General features: G+C 68.0%; 21 protein-coding genes. 15 read left to right on the top strand and 6 right to left on the bottom strand.

Annotated elements, in window-relative coordinates; genetic code table 11:
* Positions 1 to 10 precede the first annotated feature (10 nt).
* The 4 genes from ABZS29_RS01585 (at position 11) to ABZS29_RS01570 (ending at position 2,182) form a co-directional block, all read left to right on the top strand.
* Entirely contained in the window at positions 11 to 943 is a 933-nt protein-coding gene (locus tag ABZS29_RS01585) for an alpha/beta hydrolase (RefSeq protein WP_355457512.1), read from the top strand.
* Between the two features lie 340 nt (positions 944 to 1,283).
* Entirely contained in the window at positions 1,284 to 1,478 is a 195-nt protein-coding gene (locus tag ABZS29_RS01580; protein ID WP_355457510.1) for a hypothetical protein, read from the top strand.
* 167 nt (positions 1,479 to 1,645) lie between these two features.
* Positions 1,646 to 1,933 carry a WhiB family transcriptional regulator gene (locus tag ABZS29_RS01575; RefSeq protein ID WP_355457508.1) on the top strand — a complete coding sequence of 96 codons (288 nt, stop codon included), beginning with the start codon at positions 1,646 to 1,648 and terminating at the stop codon, positions 1,931 to 1,933.
* A gap of 30 nt (positions 1,934 to 1,963) precedes the next feature.
* Entirely contained in the window at positions 1,964 to 2,182 is a 219-nt protein-coding gene (locus ABZS29_RS01570; protein ID WP_355457507.1) for a hypothetical protein, read from the top strand.
* A gap of 127 nt (positions 2,183 to 2,309) precedes the next feature.
* Here the strand turns inward: ABZS29_RS01570 and ABZS29_RS01565 are convergent, their stop codons facing one another.
* Positions 2,310 to 2,837, bottom strand: a complete 528-nt coding sequence (locus tag ABZS29_RS01565; RefSeq protein WP_355457505.1) for an NUDIX domain-containing protein — start codon at positions 2,835 to 2,837, stop codon at positions 2,310 to 2,312.
* An 18-nt stretch (positions 2,838 to 2,855) separates the two neighbouring features.
* On the opposite strand from ABZS29_RS01565, the gene ABZS29_RS01560 reads away from it, so the two are divergent.
* A complete protein-coding gene (locus ABZS29_RS01560; RefSeq protein WP_355457504.1) occupies positions 2,856 to 3,023 on the top strand; it encodes a hypothetical protein in 168 nt (55 codons plus the stop codon).
* Here ABZS29_RS01560 and ABZS29_RS01555 read toward each other — a convergent pair.
* On the bottom strand, positions 3,014 to 4,339 hold the full coding sequence (locus tag ABZS29_RS01555) for an AarF/ABC1/UbiB kinase family protein (protein WP_355457503.1): 1,326 nt from the start codon (positions 4,337 to 4,339) through the stop codon (positions 3,014 to 3,016). The genes ABZS29_RS01560 and ABZS29_RS01555 overlap by 10 nt on opposite strands.
* Before the next feature lie 133 nt (positions 4,340 to 4,472).
* Positions 4,473 to 4,631 carry a DUF5679 domain-containing protein gene (locus ABZS29_RS01550; RefSeq protein WP_012922897.1) on the bottom strand — a complete coding sequence of 53 codons (159 nt, stop codon included), beginning with the start codon at positions 4,629 to 4,631 and terminating at the stop codon, positions 4,473 to 4,475.
* A gap of 521 nt (positions 4,632 to 5,152) precedes the next feature.
* Here ABZS29_RS01550 and ABZS29_RS01545 point away from each other — a divergent pair.
* The 3 genes from ABZS29_RS01545 to ABZS29_RS01535 all read left to right on the top strand — a co-directional run bounded on the left by ABZS29_RS01545 (position 5,153) and on the right by ABZS29_RS01535 (position 8,568).
* Positions 5,153 to 5,689 (top strand): YgjP-like metallopeptidase domain-containing protein, encoded by a 537-nt coding sequence (locus ABZS29_RS01545; protein ID WP_355457502.1) that lies wholly within the window; start codon positions 5,153 to 5,155, stop codon positions 5,687 to 5,689.
* 220 nt (positions 5,690 to 5,909) lie between these two features.
* Entirely contained in the window at positions 5,910 to 8,096 is a 2,187-nt protein-coding gene (locus ABZS29_RS01540; protein ID WP_355457501.1) for an MMPL family transporter, read from the top strand.
* Positions 8,097 to 8,223: 127 nt separating this feature from the next.
* The gene (locus tag ABZS29_RS01535; RefSeq protein WP_355457500.1) at positions 8,224 to 8,568 is read left to right on the top strand and encodes a hypothetical protein; all 345 of its coding nucleotides are present in this window, start codon (positions 8,224 to 8,226) and stop codon (positions 8,566 to 8,568) included.
* Positions 8,569 to 8,746: 178 nt separating this feature from the next.
* Here ABZS29_RS01535 and ABZS29_RS01530 read toward each other — a convergent pair whose 3' ends face one another.
* Positions 8,747 to 9,322: a CGNR zinc finger domain-containing protein gene (locus ABZS29_RS01530; RefSeq protein WP_355457498.1), complete on the bottom strand. Its 576-nt coding sequence runs from the start codon at positions 9,320 to 9,322 to the stop codon at positions 8,747 to 8,749.
* A 66-nt stretch (positions 9,323 to 9,388) separates the two neighbouring features.
* Here ABZS29_RS01530 and ABZS29_RS01525 point away from each other — a divergent pair, with 66 nt between their 5' ends.
* Positions 9,389 to 10,555 (top strand): MFS transporter, encoded by a 1,167-nt coding sequence (locus tag ABZS29_RS01525; RefSeq protein ID WP_355457497.1) that lies wholly within the window; start codon positions 9,389 to 9,391, stop codon positions 10,553 to 10,555.
* Here ABZS29_RS01525 and ABZS29_RS01520 read toward each other — a convergent pair.
* Positions 10,530 to 12,791, bottom strand: coding sequence for an FdhF/YdeP family oxidoreductase (locus tag ABZS29_RS01520; RefSeq protein WP_355457496.1), 2,262 nt, complete (start codon positions 12,789 to 12,791; stop codon positions 10,530 to 10,532). The two genes, ABZS29_RS01525 and ABZS29_RS01520, sit on opposite strands and share 26 nt — an antisense overlap.
* Before the next feature lie 94 nt (positions 12,792 to 12,885).
* Here ABZS29_RS01520 and ABZS29_RS01515 point away from each other — a divergent pair, with 94 nt between their 5' ends.
* From ABZS29_RS01515 to ABZS29_RS01500, 4 genes are all read left to right on the top strand, one after another.
* Positions 12,886 to 13,737: a TIGR03619 family F420-dependent LLM class oxidoreductase gene (locus tag ABZS29_RS01515; protein WP_355457495.1), complete on the top strand. Its 852-nt coding sequence runs from the start codon at positions 12,886 to 12,888 to the stop codon at positions 13,735 to 13,737.
* Positions 13,738 to 13,823: 86 nt separating this feature from the next.
* The gene (locus tag ABZS29_RS01510; RefSeq protein ID WP_355457493.1) at positions 13,824 to 14,546 is read left to right on the top strand and encodes an SDR family NAD(P)-dependent oxidoreductase; all 723 of its coding nucleotides are present in this window, start codon (positions 13,824 to 13,826) and stop codon (positions 14,544 to 14,546) included.
* Positions 14,547 to 14,561: 15 nt separating this feature from the next.
* Positions 14,562 to 15,863: an MFS transporter gene (locus ABZS29_RS01505; RefSeq protein WP_355457491.1), complete on the top strand. Its 1,302-nt coding sequence runs from the start codon at positions 14,562 to 14,564 to the stop codon at positions 15,861 to 15,863.
* A gap of 17 nt (positions 15,864 to 15,880) precedes the next feature.
* Complete coding sequence (locus tag ABZS29_RS01500) at positions 15,881 to 17,638, top strand: helix-turn-helix domain-containing protein (protein ID WP_355457490.1); 1,758 nt, start codon at positions 15,881 to 15,883, stop codon at positions 17,636 to 17,638.
* Here the strand turns inward: ABZS29_RS01500 and ABZS29_RS01495 are convergent.
* Positions 17,628 to 18,563: an NADP-dependent oxidoreductase gene (locus ABZS29_RS01495; RefSeq protein ID WP_355457488.1), complete on the bottom strand. Its 936-nt coding sequence runs from the start codon at positions 18,561 to 18,563 to the stop codon at positions 17,628 to 17,630. The genes ABZS29_RS01500 and ABZS29_RS01495 overlap by 11 nt on opposite strands.
* Before the next feature lie 76 nt (positions 18,564 to 18,639).
* On the opposite strand from ABZS29_RS01495, the gene ABZS29_RS01490 reads away from it, so the two are divergent.
* Entirely contained in the window at positions 18,640 to 19,035 is a 396-nt protein-coding gene (locus tag ABZS29_RS01490) for a helix-turn-helix domain-containing protein (protein WP_355457486.1), read from the top strand.
* A 238-nt stretch (positions 19,036 to 19,273) separates the two neighbouring features.
* Entirely contained in the window at positions 19,274 to 19,657 is a 384-nt protein-coding gene (locus ABZS29_RS01485; RefSeq protein ID WP_355457484.1) for a prepilin-type N-terminal cleavage/methylation domain-containing protein, read from the top strand.
* The last annotated feature ends 3 nt before the right edge of the window (positions 19,658 to 19,660 follow it).

Genomic DNA, 19,660 nt, shown 5'->3' with positions numbered 1-19,660 from the left:
GGGGAGCCCGATGCTCGATCCCGAACTGCACGACCTCCTCAGTGGCTTCCCGCTCGTCACCGAGGTCACCGCCGAGATGCTCCCGATCATGCGGGAGCAGTCCGCGACGCCGGTCGAGCCGCTGCTCGCCGGTCGTCCGATCCGGCGCCAGGAGGTGACCGCCACCGCCTCGGACGGCACCGCCCTCCCGATGACAGTCCTCAGCCCGGCCGAGCCGGCGCCCGGCGCGGCCTGTGTCTACTGGCTGCACGGTGGCGGGATGATCCTCGGCGACCGCTTCTCCCAGGTCGACATCCCGCTGGAGTGGGTGGAGAGCCTCGGCGTCGTCGTGGTCACCGTCGACTACCGCCTGGCGCCCGAGGCGACGGGGACGACTCCGGTCGACGACGCCTATCAGGGGCTGCTCTGGGTGGAGAAGCACGCCGACGAGCTCGGCATCGACCTCAGTCGGCTCGTGATCGCCGGAATCTCCGCGGGCGGCGGACTCGCGGCCGGCGTGACGCTGATGGCCCGGGATCTCGGTGGTCCGGCGATCACCGCCCAATTGCTCGCGTGCCCGATGCTCGATCACCGCAACAACTCGCCCTCGAGTCTCCAGTACGCCGGCCGGCCCGGCATCTGGACGCACGAGACCAATCGGTTCGCGTGGAACGCCGTACTGGGGAAGACGCCCGCCGATCAGGTCTCGCCGTACGTCTCGCCAGCGCTGGCGACCGACCTCAGTGGTCTACCGACGACGTACCTGGACGCCGGGAGCGCGGAGGTCTTCCGCGACGAGGATGTGGAGTACGCGCACCGGATCTGGGCGGCCGGCGGCCAGGCCGAGCTGCATGTGTGGGCCGGTGGGTTCCACGGTTTCGACGCGGTCTTTCCCGAGGCGGCGCTGTCCGTCGCGGCGCGGGCGGCCCGGACCCGCTGGCTGGCGGGCGTCCTCGGGGGCTGATTGCCTCTTCGTGCAATCTGCGGAAACTCTGTTGCCACGCTGGTCCCCGGCGGCGCATGGTTGAGTCTGTACGTCGGCATTTAGGTGACAGAGGCAACGATCTCGGAGCGTGCGTTCGGCGCCCCGGAGCGTGGTGGATGTCTGTCGCGGCGACCGGTTTCGGTCACCGTGGCGGCAACTTCCGGCCAACTTCGCAAACATGCCAATAAATAGTTTGCGGGCTCCGAGGACGACAGCGTACTGTTCTTTCTGCGGTCGGAGTCCGGCCCGAAAACTTCAAACAACCATAGCGATCGAGCCATCCGCTTGCTTCGCCACAACGAGAGGAGGTGCCTGGGAAATGTCGAACATCACCAAGAAGCCGTTCAGCAACGCTGCCGCGCTGCCGTGCGCCCTGATCCCGGGTGCCTCGCCGCGCGTGCACGGCATCTCCGTTGTGCTGATGGCTGTCAGCCCGGCCCAGTTCAAGGGCGGAGCTGTCGGCGATGCGAAGTACGGCGGTTCGGGTTCTCGAGCATGGAGTCCACCGGTCTGACATCGAGTCAGACCCGGCACCTCCAGGCCGCGGAACCCACCAAAGGGTCCCGCGGCCCTTTTGTTTGTCCAGGAGCGTCATTGAAGAACCAAGTTTGGCGGTCAGCAACCGCGGACCGTCTCCGACGACAAAAGATCAGCACCACAAGTCACTGGGAGGTGACCGGAATGAGCGTGAGCTTCCTCGATGTCTTCAACGAGGTGGCATCGTCGCAGGACCTGCCCTGTCGGTCCTACGCGCCAGAACTCTTCTTCGCCGAATCGCCGGCGGACGTCGAGTACGCGAAGTCGTTGTGCTCCACCTGCCCGCTCCAGGCCGAGTGCCTGGCCGGAGCGCTCGAGCGCTCGGAGCCATGGGGTGTGTGGGGTGGACAGCTGTTCGTCCAGGGAGCGGTGGTCGCTCGCAAGCGCCCCCGTGGACGTCCCCGCAAGAGCGACACCACGACCGCCGCCTGACATCCAGCATCCGAATCGAGACCACAGACCATGAAGCACCAGATTTCCCACAGGAGCCTTGAAATGCATTTACTTCACGAAGATCTCGCCCGTGCTCATCAACGCTCGACGCTGATCGATTCGGAGCAGAACCGGCGCTTCCGTCTCGCTCGCACCATTGAGCGGGCGCAGAAGCAGGCCGAGCGGGCCAGCAGGCGAGCGGAGAGGGCCAGCGCACGCGCGCGCCTCACCCTCGCTCGCCTCGTCTGAAACACCACTAACACCACAGCCTGCCCGGCCGGTCCGTCAGGAGGACCGGCTCAGCAGGCGGCATCACAGCCTGACCAGCTGAACGAATCGAAGGGCGGCACCGCGACGGTGCCGCCCTTCGGCGTCTCTATCCGCGCTGCAGCAGCGCCTGCTGAAGGCCGACCAGACTGATCCCGCTGACGATCTCACCGGCCGCGATCATCGCCGGTACGTCCCTCAGCGGGATCCACTCGATCCGGTCGGACTCGTTGCGCTCGGTCGGTACGCCGATGTGCGTGGCGCTGGTCGCGCGGAAGACGTGGTGAACGGCGTCCATGATCCCCGCGCCCGGCTGCGAACGGATCAGCTCAGTCAGCGGCCCAGGCCGCCAGCCGGTCTCCTCCTCGACCTCGCGCGCAGCCGCCGCGATCGGGGTCTCACCGGACTCGACGATCCCCATCGGCAGTTCCCACGCCCAGGTGTCGGTGAGGAAGCGGTGCCGCCACATCAGCAGCACGCGGTCCGCGGCATCGGTGACGACGGCCGCGGCGACATCCGCGAGCCGGACCGCGTGGTAGTCGACCCGATTGCCGTCGGGCTGCTCCACGTCCAGCCGCCGGACGCTCAGCCAAGGACTGGCCCAAACTTCTTGTTCTTCGTGGATCCGCCAGCGCACGAGGTGCAGACTACCGCCATGGCGAGTGTCACCTGTGCGTTGTGCGGTCGGCAGACCGAGTCCGAGGACGTCCCGCTGACCTGGGCCACCTCGGTCGAGAATGGCCGCAAACTCCACTACTGCGACGTTTGCGCCCGCGAGAACGTCCGCAGCATCGAAGGAAAGCTCGACTCCGTCTACTGGTGATCGGCGGTTTCGGTGAAGCCGGGGAGCAGCTCCTCGAGCACCGACCGGAACGGCGCCTTCGTCTCCAGCTGGGACAGCACCGCCATGCCTCCGATCCACACCCGGTGGATCAGCAGGTACGACGGCGGCAGGTTCAGCTTGAAGGCCAGCGTGGCGTTGGGGGAGCGGAAGTCGCTCGTCCGGTTCGCCTGCGCGCGCATCCAGGCCCGGTTGAACTGGAAGGTCTTGTCCCGGGCCGGCTCCGCGAACGGCGCCAGGTAGTCCATCAGCTGCTCGGGATCGATCTCCATCCGCGGCTTGATGAATCCCTCGGCGACCAGCCCGTCGTGGACCGCCTGGCCGTCACCCGCGAGCGAGATCCGCAGCAGCCGCCCGATCGCCGGCGGCAGCCCGTCGGGCAGCCGGGCGCACAGCCCGAAGTCGACCACGCCGAGCCGTCCGTCGGCCAGCACCCGGAAGTTGCCCGGATGGGGGTCCGAGTGCAGCAGACCGGCGTACTTGGGGCCGCTGAACAGGAACCGGGCGTACTTCAGGCCGATCTCGTTGCGTTCCTTCTTCGTGCCCTCGGCGATGTACGACGAGAGCGGCCGGCCCTCGATCCACTCCGACACGATGACGGTCGGGGAGTGCTTCACCACCCGCGGTACGACGAACTCCGGGTGGTCGGCGAAGGCATCGGCGTACTGCTGCTGGGCCTGGGACTCGCGGTCGTAGTCGAGCTCCTCGCCGATCCGCTCCTGCAGCTCCGCGACCAGCGGCTTCATGTCCATGCCGGGCACGAGCGTGCCGAAGGTGCGGGCGAACCGGCCGAGCTGTTTCAGGTCCGCGCGCAGCGCCTCGGCGGCACCCGGGTACTGCAGCTTGACCGCGACCTCGCGGCCGTCCTTCAGCCGGCCTCGGTGCACCTGCCCGATCGACGCGGCCGCGGCGGGTTTGTCGCTGAACTCGGTGAACCGGTCGCGCCAGCGCTTGCCCAGCTCCCGGGACAGGATCGTGTCCACGGTCGAGATCGGCATCGGGGGTGCGGAGTCCTGGAGCTTGGTCAGCGTCGCCCGGTACGGCGCCGCGAGCTCCTCGGGCATCGCCGCTTCCATCAGGCTCAGCATCTGCCCGAATTTCATCGCGCCGCCCTTGAGTTCACCCAGGACGGAGAACAACTGCTCGGCGGTCCGGCGCTGGAACTCGGCGAGCACGGCTTCGGCCGGCGCACCGCCGATCCGCTTGCCCAGCCCGACCGTAGCCCGGCCCGCGGCGCCCAGCGGAAGGCTGGCGAGTTTCGCGGTCCGGCTCAGCGCTTTGCGGGGGAGGTCCGACACACTCCCATTCTGTCGGGTCACCCAAGCCGGGGATCGCCGGGGTGCCGTTCAGGGGTGTTGCAGGTCGTCATCGAACGGCGTCGGGGCGGTGACGGACCGTGTTCGGCCAGTCACCGCCCCGCAGCCTAGTGCGTCAGGCCTTGCCGAGGATCCGGTTCAGGTTCGTACCGCACTCGGGGCACTTGGCCTTCGCCATGCGCGTGCCCTTGTCGTTGACCTTGACCTCGCCGTCGGCGGTGCGCTTGGCCTTGCACTTGACGCAGTAGAACTCGCCGCTCCAGGTCTCTGCCATGAGGGCCCTCTCCTTGGTTCTGAAATCAGCCCGGGGTTGTCACCGAGCCAGTCGTGGATGCTAACGGCAGACCTTCCTGCCGTAGGCCGTTCGGCCCAATCGGGATTCACCCTACGGCCTTCCGGCGCCTGCTCAAGCCCACTCCGCCACCGGAGTGCCGCTCAGCGCCGCCTGGGAAAACCCTTTCCGGAAAATCCGGCGGCACGGAACAGGCTCCCGGGAGTCCTCCTCCGAAACCGCTCGGCTTCCCCTCCGGGCGGCTCCGGAGAAGGTCCGGGAGCCTGTTGGGGACGACGCTAGGAGATGGCTGCCGCGCACACAAGTCCGCGTTGTCCACCCCTGTGGATAACTCTGTGAGCAAGCTGTGGGGCGCGCCGCCCGCGACTGTGGACGGGTGGGGGAACACGGTGTGAACAACCGGGATCGGCGAGCCCCGGAACTGGCGTCTGACCTGCGAAAACGTCCGTGCACAGGATGTGGACCGAAGAAACTTGTCCGATTGTGCGGGTAGTTTTTGCTGCATGGCCGAATCCCCGCCGCGCCCGATCCCGCCGTACGTCGACATCCGTCGCAGCAAGCGGCGCAAGCGGACCGTCAGCGCCTACCGCGACGGCGAGCGGGTGGTCGTGCTGATGCCGGACCGGCTCTCGGCCGCCGAGGAGGCGCGCTGGGTGGAGACCATGCTGGCGCGCCTCGACAAGCAGCGCAGCCGGTCCCGCGTGTCGGACGAAAAATTGTTGGCCAGAGCACACGAACTCGCGTGTCGCCACCTCCCGGAAGTGCCCGAACCTGCGTCCGTGAGGTGGGTTTCGAACCAAAACAGACGGTGGGGATCGTGCACCCCGGCGGACAGATCGATCCGGCTGTCGACCCGTTTGCAGTCGATGCCCGCCTGGGTTCTGGACTACGTGCTGGTCCACGAACTGGCCCATCTGGTCGAGCCGGCGCACAACGCGGCGTTCTGGGCGCTGGTCCACCGCTACCCCAAGGCCGAGCGGGCCGAGGGCTACCTCGAGGGGGTCTCCGCGGCCTCGTCGCTGGACCTCGAGGACTTCTGAGACCCCGTCGGCTTGCGTGACTGTCTGGTCACTCTCTGTAGTTCCATCGTCCCCTAGGGGGTTACCCCCAGGGGTGCGGGTGGGGTTGTCCCCAGGGTGAGTTCGGTGGCTTCCTGCATATCGCCGGAGGGTCGTCGCGGACCAGGCTTCTCCCCAGGGCCAGCGCCGTGCCAGGTGCGCTGGGTGGGGCGCTCAGCGGGCGCAGAGGGCGAGGGACGGTATGGCCAGGGGACAGATCACGGTGCGGGCGGCGCGCTGGAGCGCTACCCATCCGTGGCGGGCGATGGCGATGTGGGTGGCGGTGGTGATCGCTTGTTTCGCGATCGGTTCGGTGACCGGCACCAAGAAGTCCGAGGGAGACGGCGACATCGGTGAGGTGAGCCGGTCGGAGCAGATCGTCAAGGACGGCAACTTCGCCGACCCGGACGTGGAGAGTGTGCTGATCACCGCGCCCTCGGGGACCCTCGACCAGGCGGAGGCCGCGAAGGTGGCCGGTGTCGTGATCGAGCGGATGCGCGCCCTCGGTGGGGTCGCGGACGTCTCGCAGCCGATGCCCTCGCCGAACAAGGACGCAGTGATCGTCCGGGTGACGCTGAAGGACGGCGACGCGGACACGCGGGTCCAGCCGCTGCTCGACACCACGGCTCAGATCCAGCAGCAGTACCCACAGCTCCGGGTCGAGGAGGTCGGCGGGCTGTCCATCGGGCAGGCCCTGGAGAAGACGCTGGGTGAGGACTTCAAGCGGGCCGAGATCTTCAGCCTGCCGGTGACGCTGGCGATCCTGCTGGTCGCGTTCGGCGCGCTGATCGCAGCCTCGGTTCCGCTCGTGCTCGCGCTGTCGGCGGTGGCTGCCGCGATCGGGCTCTCGGCGGCAGCATCGCAGCTGGTGCCGGCGGTCGACGCGGTCAACAGCGTGATCCTGCTGATCGGGATGGCGGTCGGCGTCGACTACTCGTTGTTCTACCTTCGCCGCGAGCGCGAGGAGCGCGCGAAGGGCCGCAGTCACGTCGACGCGGTCGAGATCGCGGCCGCAACCTCCGGACACGCGGTCGTCGTCTCCGGTACGGCGGTGATCATCTCGATGGCCGGCCTGTTCCTGGCACGGGATGTGGTGTTCTCGTCGTTCGCCGTCGGCTCGATCCTGGTGGTGGCGGTTGCCGTCGTCGGTTCGCTGACCGTGCTGCCCGCCGTACTGGCCAAGCTTGGCCGCTGGGTGGACAAGCCGCGGATCCCGCTGGTCTGGCGGCTGACCGCGAACAGGGAGAAGCCGCGGTTCTGGCCGGCCGTGCTCAAGCCGGCCCTGAAGTACCCCGTCGTCACGCTGCTCGTCGCGGTGACCGCGCTGCTCGCCGTCGCCGCGCCGGCGCTGGGGATGACGCTGAAGTTCCCCGGTACGGAAGACCTGCCCCGGACGACGCCGGTGATGAAGGCGTACGACCGGCTGACCGCGGCCTTCCCGAGCACCGGGACGAGTCACGAGGTTGCGATCAAGGCTCCGGCCAACCAGGCGCCTGCGGTGCAAGCCGCGCTCGCTGAGCTGGTGCAGCGCACGAAGACCGACAAGTTGTATGCGCAGGACGGCCTGGAGAAGCCGCGCGTCTCCAAGGACGGCACGGTGACCGTGCTCGAGGTCGCCACGCCGTACGAGGGTGGTAGTCAGCAAGCGCGTGACTCACTGACCAAGCTGCGCACGGAACTGATGCCGCAGACCGTCGGCAAGGTGCCCGGCGTGGAGTACGCCGTCGGTGGGTTTGTGGCGGCCGATGTCGACTATGCCGCGCACACCAAGGCGAAACTGCCGCTCGTGATCGGGTTCGTGCTGCTGCTGACGATGATCGTGATGATGGTGACGTTCCGCTCGGTGGTGGTCGCCGTGACCGCGATCCTGCTGAACCTGCTCAGCGCGGGCGCGGCGTACGGGGTGGTCACTGCGGTCTTCCAGAACACGTGGGCGGAAGGGATTCTCGGCTTCCGGTCGAACGGCGCCGTCGTCTCCTGGCTGCCACTGTTCCTCTTCGTGGTGCTGTTCGGGCTGTCGATGGACTACCACGTCTTCGTCGTCAGCCGGATCCGCGAAGCGGTCCTCCGCGGTGTGCCGACCAAGCAAGCCGTTGCCGAAGGCATCACCGGCTCGGCCGGCGTCGTCACCAGCGCCGCCGCCGTGATGATCGGAGTCTTCGCGGTCTTCGCCACCCTCAGCACCCTGGACATGAAACAACTCGGCGTCGGCCTCGCCGTCGCGATCCTGATCGACGCCACGATCATCCGCGCCGTCGTCCTGCCGAGCATCATGATCCTCCTCGGCGAAGCCAACTGGTGGGCCCCCAAGTGGCTCCGCCCCAAGCAGGCCAAGCACGCCACTCCGCCGGCCGCGGAGCCCGAGCGCGAACTCACCCCGGTCGGCTGATCGATCGATGGGCGTCACAGCTTGGAGCTGTGGCGCCCATCGAGCTTCTCTCCGCACTTGCCGGTCTCGTGCTCGCGGTCGAGCGGCCGCATCCGGTGCGGGTCGCGATCGACGGCCCGTCGCGGAGGTGCGTTCGCTGAACGCGCAGACTGCACTCGCAGCGGCTGTCGAGACTGCTGCTGCCGGCGCGGTGGTCGTGGCCGATGGCTGCTTCCTGCAACGCTCAGAACTCTTGCAGCACTGGGATCTGCGCATCTACGTGCACGTCAGCTTCGACGTCGTGCTGCGACGGGGGACCGCACGTGACCAGGCGTGGATGGATTCGGCGGCCGCGGCGGAGGAGCGGTACCGGACGCGGTACATCCCCGGCGAGCGCCTGTACGTCGACCAGGTGGATCCGGCGTCGCTGGCGGAAGTGGTGGTGGACAACACGGAGTTCGACCAGCCGGTACTGCGTCAGCGCAGGTCGTAGTGCATGTCGTAGTTCGGGACGATGACGCCCCGGCGCAGTTCGTCGGGTTGTCCCGGTCGACGACAAGCCGAGGGCCTCGAAGGCCGGCCGCCCGGTGCGGCTGGCGTGCGTGACCAGCTGGATGAGACCGCACTTGCCGGCTTCGTCCTGGACCTTCAGGTCGTCGCGGCGCCGGAGGTCAGGTCGCTTGGCGGGCTCGGTGGGCGGCTGCTTTCACTCGGCTTTGGCATTGTGGCGAGCAGAACCGGCGCTGGCCGTTCTTCGAGGTGTCGACGAAGACGCGGTCGCACTGGGGCGCGGCGCAGACACCCAGCCGACCGGCGAGGTCGCTGCCGACCGCGAGGGCGAGGCCGGCCGCGCAGCCGGCGGCCCAGCCGTTGACGAGCGTGTCGTCGGGTCCGTGGAAATGCAAACTCCAGCCGCGCTCCCGGCGGTCGAGCTTGGGGCGCGCGTTCGTGTCGACGAGCAGGGCGTTGATCTCGTCCGCGGCCCGGTCCAGGTCTCCGGAGTGAGCCGCTTCGAAGACGATCCGCATCCGCCCGGCCAGCTCCGTCAGCCGCCGCGCATCTTCCGGTCGCACAGTCGGCTGCGGATAGCCGATCGCCGTCAGCGAGTCCGCGACCGCCTGGGCTTCGTCGACGGGTCCGGCGTACGGCGAACCTCCGGAGAAGCCTGGCGTCAGCCGGTTCACGTACTCGACCGACGCTGCCAGCACATTCCGGGCATGACTATCAAAAGAGACTTGACCAGTCACGACTCTCCTTCGTACGCTCGACCTGCGTGACCGATCATATCGAGTTAGACAGTCATGAGGTGGGTAATGAGTGCAGTGGCGACCCTGATCGCGCCCTGGCGCGGTCTGCCGACGACCGTCTGGGTGCTCGTGGCCGCCCGCGCCGTGAACCGGATCGGCGCGTTCTCGCTGTCCTTCCTGGCCGTCGTCCTGACCGTCGAGTTCGGGGCGTCGTTGAGCCGGACCGGTCTCGTGGTCGCGCTCTTCGGTCTCGCCACCATCCCGTCCCGCCTACTGGGCGGAGTGCTCGCCGACCGGTTCGGTCGGCGCCGGACGATCGTTCTCGGGTTGGCCGGTTGCGCGGCCGCGCAGCTGTGGATCGCCGCGAGTACGACGCTCTGGTCCGCGATGGTGGCGGCCGTCGTACTGGGGCTTGCGTTCGAGATCTACGAGCCGCCGAGTCAGGCGACCATCGCCGACGCGACCGCGCCTGAGGACCGGCCGGCGGCGTACGGGTTGCTCGGTTCGGCGATGGCGGTGGCGGGTGTTCTCGCGGGGTTGTTTGCTGCGGCGGTCAGTCACTGGGACCTGCGCTGGCTGTTCGTCGCGGACGCGATCACTTGCCTTGCCTGTGCCGTGCTCGTCGCGCTCGCGCTGCCGGCCGATCGAGGGCGCGAGCGGGTGCAAGTCGCGGGAGTCGCGGTATGGCGTGATCACCGGCTGCTGCTGTTGCTCGCGAGCGGCACGGTCTTCGCGACCATCTACATGCAGCTGATCGTCGGCGTACCGCTCACCCTGCTCAAGCAGGGCCTGCCGGCCTCCGGCACCGGAATCATCCTGGCGGTCTCAGCGGTGACGATGATCGTCGCGCAACGCTTCCTGCGGATGCGGCTCGACGACTTCCAGGCGATGCGCATCGGCTATGCGTTGCTGGCCGGCGGTCTGATCGTCTGCGCTTTCGCCCCCAGCCTGCCGGTCTTCCTGCTCGCCACTGCGTTCTGGAGTGTCGGTGAGGTCTTCCTGCTGACCCGCTACCTGACGCAGGCAGCCGGCCTCGCGCCGGACGGCGGTCGCGCCCGCTACCTTGCCGTCTTCGGTCTGAGCTGGGGCGTGGCCACGACCGTCGCACCGCTGATCGTGACCCAACTACTGGAGTCCGTCGGCCCGGAAGGCCTGTGGCTCCTCAATGCCGCGGCGGCCATCGCGCTGGCCGCCGCGCAGCCCTTGCTCAGGTCGCGACTGGCTCGAGCCTGACCGTCAGGCCCTTCGCCACCGGGGTGTTGCTGCCCTTGGCGACGTCGTCGGCCGACATCAGCACGTTCGTCTCCGGGTAGTACGCCGCGACGCAGCCGCGCGCGGTCGGGTACGACACCAGCCGGAAGCCGGACGCCCGCCGTTCGACGCCTTGGAACTCGCTGACGATGTCGACGGTATCGCCGTCAGTCAGGCCGAGCTCGGCCAGGTCCTCCGGGTTCACGAACACCACCTCGCGACCGCCGTGGATGCCGCGGTACCGGTCCTCGAGACCGTAGATCGTGGTGTTGAACTGGTCGTGACTGCGCAACGTCTGCAGCAGCAGCTTGCCGGGTGCCGTCGGCAACCAACTGAGCTCGTTCGCGGTGAACTGCGCCTTCGCGTCCGAGGTCTTGAACTCGCGCTTGTCGCGCGCCGCGTGCGCGAGCAGGAAGCCGCCCTCGTTCGCCCGGAGCCGGTCCTCGAAGTCCTCGTACCCGTCGGCGACCCGGCCGATCCGCTGCCGGATCAGGCTGTAGTCGTCGGCGAAGTCCGCCCACGGAATCTGCCCGACCTCCGGTACGACGGCCTGCGCGATCCCGGCGATGATGCCGATCTCGGACTTCAGTTCCGGGGCCGGCGGGGTCAAGTTCCCGGTGGAAAGGTGGACGGCGCCCTGCGAGTCCTCGACGGTCACCGACTGCGGACCCTTGGCGGTGTGGTCGTGGTCGGTCCGGCCGAGCGTCGGCAGGATCAGCGCCTCGCGGCCGGTGACCGTGTGCGAGCGGTTCAGCTTGGTCGAGACGTGCACGGTCAGGTCGCACTCGCGCAGTCCGCGATGCACCACCTCCGTGTCCGGCGTCGCCGAGGCGAAGTTGCCGCCCATGGCGAAGAAGACCCGCACCGAGCCGTCCCGCAACCGCTTCACGGTGTCGGCCGCGTCGATCCCGTGTTCGCGCGGCGACGTGAACGCGAACTCGGCGTCCAGCTTGTCCAAGAAGGTGTCCGGCATCTTCTCCCAGATGCCCATGCTGCGGTCGCCCTGGACGTTGGAGTGCCCGCGGACCGGGCAGGGCCCGGCGCCCGGCTTGCCGATGTTGCCCTGCAGGAGCAGCACGTTGACGATCTCGCTGATCGTCGCGACCGCCTCGCGATGCTGGGTCAGGCCCATCGCCCAGCAGATCACGGTGGCCTTGGACTTGATGAACCGCTGGGTCAGCTCTTCGATCTCGGCGCGTCGCAGACCGGTGGCGAGCTCGACCGCGTCCCAGTCCAGCTCGGTGTTGTGCTTGGCGTAGAGCTCGAAGCCGCTGGTGTAGTTCTCGAGGAATGCCTTGTCGAGGACGGTGCCCGGGTTGTCCGCCTCGGCCTGGAGCAGAAGGTGGCCGATGGCAAGGAACAGCGCCTGGTCGCCACCGATCCGGATCTGCAGGTGCTGGTCGGCGAGCTCGGTCCCCTTGCCGACCCAGCCGCGCGCCTTCTGCGGGTTCTTGAAGTTCATCAGGCCGGGCTCGGGCAGCGGGTTCACCGAGACGATCTGGCCGCCGTTGCGCTTGGCGATCTCGAGGTGGCTGAGCATCCGCGGCGCGTTGGTGCCCGGGTTCTGGCCGACGACCACGATCAGCTCGGACTCCTCGAGCATCTCGAGCGTGACCGCGCCCTTGCCGCTGCCGATCACTCGGGACAGCGCCGTACCGGACGATTCGTGGCACATGTTCGAGCAGTCGGGCAGGTTGTTGGTGCCGTAGGCGCGGACGAACAACTGGTAGAGGAACGCAGCCTCGTTGCTGGTCCGGCCGGAGGTGTAGAAGACGGCGTCGTTGGGGTCGGGCAGCGCCTTCAGGTGCCGCGCGACGACCTGGAACGCCTCCTCCCAGCCGACCGGCTCGTAGTGTGTGGCGCCGGCCCGGAGCAGCATCGGCTCGGTGATCCGGCCGAGCTTGCCGAGGTCGAACTCGGAGATCGCGTCCATCTGCTTGACCGAGTTCTCCGCGAAGAACGCCCGCGGTACCCGTTTGCGGGTCGCCTCCCAGGCCACCGCCTTGGCGCCGTTCTCGCAGAACTCGGCCGCGTGCTTGCGCTTGTGGTCGGGATCCGGCCAGGCGCAGGAGGGGCAGTCGAAGCCGCCGTCCTGGTTCATCTTCTGGAACACCTTGGCCGTCCGGGAGGGGCCCATCTCCCGCAAGCCGAACTTGAACGACGACAGCACCGCCGGGACACCCGCGGCCTTCTTCTTCGGCTGTTCGATATCGACCATGTCTCCACCATAGGTCCACCTATCAGCCGGGACGGGCTTGATAGCCGAACTCGGGGTTGCCTTGACCCCAGGGGCAAGGTTCTACGGTGGCGCGATGAAGTTCGCGATCAGTTACAGCCTGCCGTTCCACGGCGCGGATCCGGATCGGCTGGCCGGATTCGCGCAGCTCGCCGAGGACTCGGGTTTCGAGGCGATCTATGTGCCGGAGCACGTGGCGCTGTCACCCGGTACGAAGTTCGGCGGGATGGAGCTCCCGTCGACCCTGCCGTACCCCGACCCGCTGGACTGCCTCACCTTCGTGGCCGCGGCCACCGAGCGGATCCTTCTCGGCACCGGCGTGCTGCTCCTGCCGTATCACCACCCGGTCGGACTGGCGAAGCGGCTGGCGACGATCGATCACCTCTCGAAGGGCCGGATGCGCCTGCTGACGGTGGGCGTCGGCAGCATGCCTACGGAGGCTCAGGCGGTCGGGGTCGACTTCAGTACGCGCGGACGTCGTGCTGACGAGGCGATCGACGTACTGCGGCTGCTGTGGGAGAGCGGTGCGGACGGTGCGAGCTTCGACGGCGAGTTCTACCGGTTCGAGAACGTCTGTAGCTATCCGAAGCCGCTCGATGTTGTGCAGCTGCCGATCCATGTCGGCGGATCGAGCAGGGCGGCGGCTCGTCGTGCCGGTGCGCGGGGCGACGGGTACTTTCCGGGTGGAGCGCTCAGTGATGACGAGCGGCGGAGCCAGTTCGAGCTCGCGCGGGAGAGTGCTGTTCAGGCCGGCCGGGATCCTGATGCGCTGGAGTACACCCGCTGGGCGTCGATCGACCTGTCTGCTGAGGCTGTCGAGGCGTACGCCGCGCAGGGCGTGACCCGGCTGGTGGTGAGTAGCTCGGTCGCCGAGCCGTCGGAGCAGCGCGACGAGCTGGCTGCCTTCGCCGCTCGCGCCGGCCTGTAGGTGGCCTCAGGCCCTACGAACTGCCGTCTGGGTGTGTGCTGCGATCCCATAGTGCGGAGCGCTCGGAATTCCTACAGTCATCGGCCATGGAGACCCGTCGCGCCCTCGTCACCGGAGCCGCTTCCGGCATCGGTGCTGCCTGTGTCGAACGGCTCGTCGCGGACGGCGTCCACGTCGTAGCCGTCGACCGGGTCCCTGTCCGCGGGTCGTCGCGGGTCGAGCCGGTGCTGGCCGACCTGTCCGACTGGGACGCGGTGAGCAGGCTGCCGACCGACGTGGACATCCTGGTGAACAACGCCGGCGTCCAGCACGTCGCACCGGTCCAGGAGTTTCCGCCGGAGCGCTTCAGCTACCTGCTGCGGCTGATGCTGGAGGCGCCGTTCCGGCTGATCCGTCAGACGCTGCCGCACATGTACGGCGCCGGCTGGGGCCGCGTGATCAACATCAGCTCGGTCCACGGACTCCGCGCCAGCCCGTTCAAGGCGGCGTACGTCGCTGCGAAGCACGGGCTCGAAGGACTCAGCAAAGTCGTCGCACTGGAGGGCGCGGCCCACGGCGTGACCAGCAACTGCGTCAACCCCGCCTACGTCCGTACGCCGCTCGTCACGGACCAGGTCGCGGACCAGGCCAAGGCGCACGGCTTGTCGGAGCCAGAGGTGCTCAACAACGTCATGCTCGAACCAGTCGCGGTGAAACGACTGATCGAGCCGGTCGAGGTGGCGGAGCTGGTCGCACTGCTGTGCGGGCCGGCCTCCGCCTCCATCACGGGGAGCTCATTCGTACTCGACGGCGGCTGGACCGCCCACTAGGTCCTGGAGGGCCCCATGACAGCTACAGAACCGGTCCGCACCCGCCGGTCGATCGTTCGGGTGGTCGGCGCGAGTCTCGTCGGTACGACGGTGGAGTGGTACGACTTCTTCCTATACGGCGTCGCAGCGTCGGTCGTGTTCGGCGATCTGTTCTTCCCGAAGGGTGAGCAGCTCACCGGGACGCTGCTGAGCTTCGCCACCTTCGCGGTCGGGTTCTTCGCCCGGCCGATCGGGGGAGTGGTCTTCGGGCACTTCGGTGACCGGCTGGGCCGCAAGAACCTGCTGGTGCTGTCCCTGCTGATGATGGGGGTCGCCACCTTCGCCATCGGCTTGCTGCCGACGTACGCGCAGGTCGGGGCGCTCGCTCCGATCCTGCTGACCGTGCTGCGGCTCGTGCAGGGCTTCGCGCTCGGCGGTGAGTGGGGCGGCGCCGTACTGATCGTGTCGGAACATGGTGATCCGGCACGGCGTGGTTTCTGGGCGTCCTGGCCACAGGCCGGTGCTCCGGCGGGACAGTTGATCGCGAACGGCGTACTGGCTGGGCTGGCGGCGTTCCAGTCCGAGGCGGCGTTCGACTCGTGGGGCTGGCGGATTCCGTTCCTGCTGTCGGCAGTGCTGGTGCTGGTCGGGCTGTGGGTGCGGCTCAAGATCGAGGAGTCGCCGGTGTTCGAGGCGGCGCGGGCGCGGCAGGAGCCGGCTGACCGGATGCCACTGGTAGAGGTGCTCACGCGCTACCCGCGTGAGGTGCTGACCGCGATGGGTGCGCGGATGGCGGAGAACGTCAGCTACTACATCTTCACCATCGTCATTGCGACCTATGCCAAGGAGCACCTCGGTCTGGGGAAGTCCTTTGCGCTGAACGCGGTTCTGATCGCCGCAGCGATTCACTTCTGCGCCATCCCGCTGTGGGGCGCACTGTCGGACCGCATCGGTCGAAAGCCCGTCTATCTGATCGGTGCGGTCGGTGTCGGCATCTGGGCCTTCGTTTTCATCGCACTGGTCGACACGAAGAACTTCGGGCTCGCCACGCTCGCTGTGACGGTCGGACTCATCCTGCACGGTGCTATGTACGGCCCGCAGGCGTCCTTCTTCACGGAGCTGTTCGGCACCCGAGTGCGCTACTCAGGTGTCTCCGTGGGCTACCAGTTGGCGTCGATCATCGCCGGTGGTCTCGCACCGTTCATCGCCGTCGCGCTGCTGAAGGCTTACGACTCCGGCTACGCGATCTCGATCTACGTGGCGGTCTGTGCGGCCATCTCGGTCCTCGCCGTCACGCTGTACTCCGAAACCCGCGAGCGGGACCTCACACAGCTTTAGGTGACATCATCGCGAAGATGAGGGAGCTTCTGCGGCTGCTGGCCGAGGACGCGTCCGGTAGTGAGCTGGCCCGGGTGGCAGGTGACGATGCGGTCGCCCGGGACCTCGCTCTGCGCATCCGGGCCGTCATCGACGCCAGCAAGAAGCGCGAGACCGAGCTGACCGCCCTGGTCGAGGTGGCTCGCGAACTGGCCTCGGCGAGCGATCCGAGCGGCGTACTGGATACCATCGTGCACAGGGCGCGCACGCTGGTCGGTGCGGACGTGGCCTACCTGACCCTGTACGACGAGGCGCGCGGCGACACGTACATGCGAGCGACCGACGGATCGCTGTCGGCCGCCTTCCAGCAGCTCAGAGTGCCACTCGGTGCCGGACTGGGCGGACTGGTGGCCTCCGCGCGCAGGCCGTACTGGACCACCGACTACCCGTCCGACCAGCGCTTCCGGCACACCGGTCCGATCGACCACGCGGTCGGCGACGAAGGACTCGTCGCAATCTGCGGTACGCCGTTGATCGTGGACGAGGCGTTTGTCGGTGTGCTGTTCGCCTCGAACCGGACCGCCCGACCGTTCAGCCGCGAAGAGGTGCTGCTGCTCGGCTCGCTGGCAGCACTGGCGGCCGTGACGATCGTGCAGGTCCGTGCGGCCGCCGAGACCGCAGTAGCGCTGGAACAATTGTCAGAGGCTCATGCCGGTGTGGAGCATGCTGCGGCAGCCCATGACCGATTCGCCGACATCGTGTTGTCCGGTGGCGATGTGGACGCGGTAGCTGCCGCGCTGGCTGAGCTACTCGGCGTGTGGGTCGTGCTGGTCGATGCCGTCGGCAACGAGCTCGCTGTGGCCGGCAGAGTCCCCGGTACGACGGTGCCGTGGCGCGAGTCGTCATCCGGCCGCCTGACTCGAGCCGACGGGTGCTGGGTCGTGGCGGCCACCGCCAAGGGTGAGCGGCTCGGTGCGCTCGTCATCGGCGGTGTGGACGACCTGTCTGGCGCAGACCAGCGGATCGTCGAGCGTGCGGCTGTTGTCACCGCACTGGTCCTGCTGTTCCGGCGTCAGGCGGCAGAGCAATCCCAGCGGGCACAGGCCGATCTGCTGACCGATGTACTCAGCGGAGGCGGTGACTTCGAACGACTTCGACTACTGGCGCCAAAGCGGGTGCACGATCGGTTCGTCGTCGCCGTGTGCCGTGGCGACCACAGCGCCGTACGGGCTCGGTTGTCGGCGCCGGTGGAGGACAAACTGGTGCTGTCCGGCCCGTACGGCGGGGATCTGGTGCTGCTGCTCGCCCGGACCGATGCGGTGACCGCCGCACGGGAGCTGTCCGAGGTCGCGAAGCGAGCTGGAGTCACGATCGCTGTGGTGGGTCCGGCCCGCTGGGGTGAGGCGTTGGTGGATGCGCATCGGCAGGCCGTCCGGTTGGTGACGACCATGGTGCGGCTCGGCCGGCACAACGAGTCCGCGACGCCGGACGATCTCGGTGTGGCGGGTCTGGTCGGTGCGCCGGAGGTCGACGTACAGGCTCATGTTGAGCATGTGCTCGGCGCAGTGATCGCGTACGACGCCCAGCGCGGGACCGATCTGATCGGAACACTGCATGCGTACTTCGCGGCTGGGCAGAGTCCCACGAGAGCCGCTAGCGCGCTGCACATCCATCCCAACACCGTTCAGCAGCGACTGGACCGAGTGGGAGCGCTACTCGGCGCGGAGTGGCAGTCGCCGGAGCACAGTCTGAACCTGCAGGTCGCACTTCGGCTCCACCAGGCAATCAGGGGATAAGCACCAGCCGTCCGCGCACGCCGCCCTTCGCAAGCCGCTTGTACGCTGTGACTGCATCGTCGAGCGGGTAGGTGTCGGCTACTCGGGTAGAGATCACGCGACGCGCGGCGAGCTCAGATAGCTCTGCCAGTTCGGTTCGGTCGGCCTGAACCAGGATCTGATGCACAGTGATCCCACGCAGCGCCGGCGGCGTCGGACCGGCGTGGAAATGCGTGTGCTGACCGCCAGTGCGAACCGCCTCCTGTGCAGCCATCTCAAGGTTCGCCGCATCCACCAGCGCGTCGACACCGGCCGGAACGATCGCATGGACCGCGGTAGTCAGGTCTTGCGCGCGGGAGACGAAGTGATCGGCGCCGATGCTCCGCACGTACTCCTCGTCCTCCTCGCCGGCCGCGGCGATCACGGTCAGTCCGAAGTGCTTGGCCAGCTCGACCGCATAGCCACCCACACCACCGGCCGCACCAGTCACCAGCACTGTGTCGGCTGTCAGTTGCAACAGCTTGAGAGCTCGCAGCGCGGTCAGTGCGTTCAACGGGATGGTTGCCGCGTTGACCAGGTCCACGTTGGTCGGCGCGAGCGTCACCGCGGTGGTGTCCAGTACGACGTACTCGGCGTGTGTCTTGAGCGGTCTGCCGAGCCGGTCGGCCAGCCCGATCACCGGCGTACCGACTGCGAGGTCTGTGCCCGGTCCGGCCGCGTCGACGACACCTGCGACATCCCAGCCGAGGCCGAACTGCTCTCGGAGGACAGTCAGGCCGGCCTGCACCGCTATGCCGGAAGCGACCACTAGATCGATCGGATTGATGGCGGCGGCGGCCACCTTGATGCGGACCTGGCCTTGAGCCGGCTCCGGCAGCGGAGTCTCTATCATTTCCAGTGAATCCGGTCCGTCGAGCCGCCGGACCACCAGTGCGCGCATGTTCATGGGCTCTACTCTCGGAGAGCTACTCTCTTTGGGTAAGTACGTACTTCGGAGTGCGTACCGTACGAGGAGGAGAGCCATGCCGACGCGTACCGCCGCCCAGCTCCGGGAAGAGGCTGCCCGCGACTACGACGCCTTCATGGCGGAGTGCCCGGCGCGGCATCTGCTGGACCGGATCGGCACCAAGTGGGTCTCCCTTGTCCTGCTCGGACTCGCCGACGGCCCGCAGCGGTACTCCGACCTGTCCCGGCGGATCGCCGGCGTCAGCCAGAAGATGCTCACCCAGACACTGCGCAATCTGGAGCGCGACGGTCTGATCAGCCGTGCTGTGACCCCCTCGGTGCCGGTGCGCGTCGACTACGAGCTCACCGCGCTCGGCGAGAGCCTGCTCCCGCTCGTGGACGCCATCCGCGCCTGGGCGGAGTCCAACATGCCCAAGGTCGAGGCCGCCCGCGAGCAGTACGACGCGCTCTGAGGTGGTGTCGGGCGTTCGGCCGACACATGTCGGCCGAGTGGACACCGGCGTCAGGCGTTCACCCGCTGTGACGCAAGTCCCTGAGCGATCAGGCTGTGACCGGCAGATAGCAGCATCCGGGGGGATGTGAGCCGGGTTCAGCTGGATTTACAGGGGTCGAGCTGAGCCTGGTCGCCGCTCTGTCGCGCCTGGTAGACCCCGTCTCCGCCGCCTGCGGAGCATCTGTGAAGGAAGCACCATGAGCCACCGCCTTCGGGCAGTTGTCGCACACCTCACCCGTCGCCCTGTTGCCCGGACCAGAAGTCAGTCCGGGTTCACGCTGATCGAACTGCTCGTCGTCATCGTCATCCTGGGGGTCCTGTCCGGGATCGTCGTCTTCGCCGTCTCCGGCATCCAGGACCGCGGTAACGCCGCCGCGTGCAAGACCGACAAGAAGAGCGTCGAGGTCGCCGTCGAGGCGTACTTCGCCAAGAACGGCGCCTACCCACCGGCCGGCGACCCCGGCTGGCTGGAGCTCACCTCCGGCGTCAACCAGCTGCTCCGCAGCCGCCCGAGCGGTTCCGGCTACACGATCGCCCTCGGCCTCAACGGCGTCGTCACCGCAACGGGCGCCTGCACCTGAACG

Origin of the sequence: Kribbella sp. NPDC005582 (assembly GCF_040605415.1) — a bacterium.
Classification (GTDB): domain Bacteria; phylum Actinomycetota; class Actinomycetes; order Propionibacteriales; family Kribbellaceae; genus Kribbella.
This window is presented reverse-complemented; position numbering and strand designations above follow the sequence as displayed.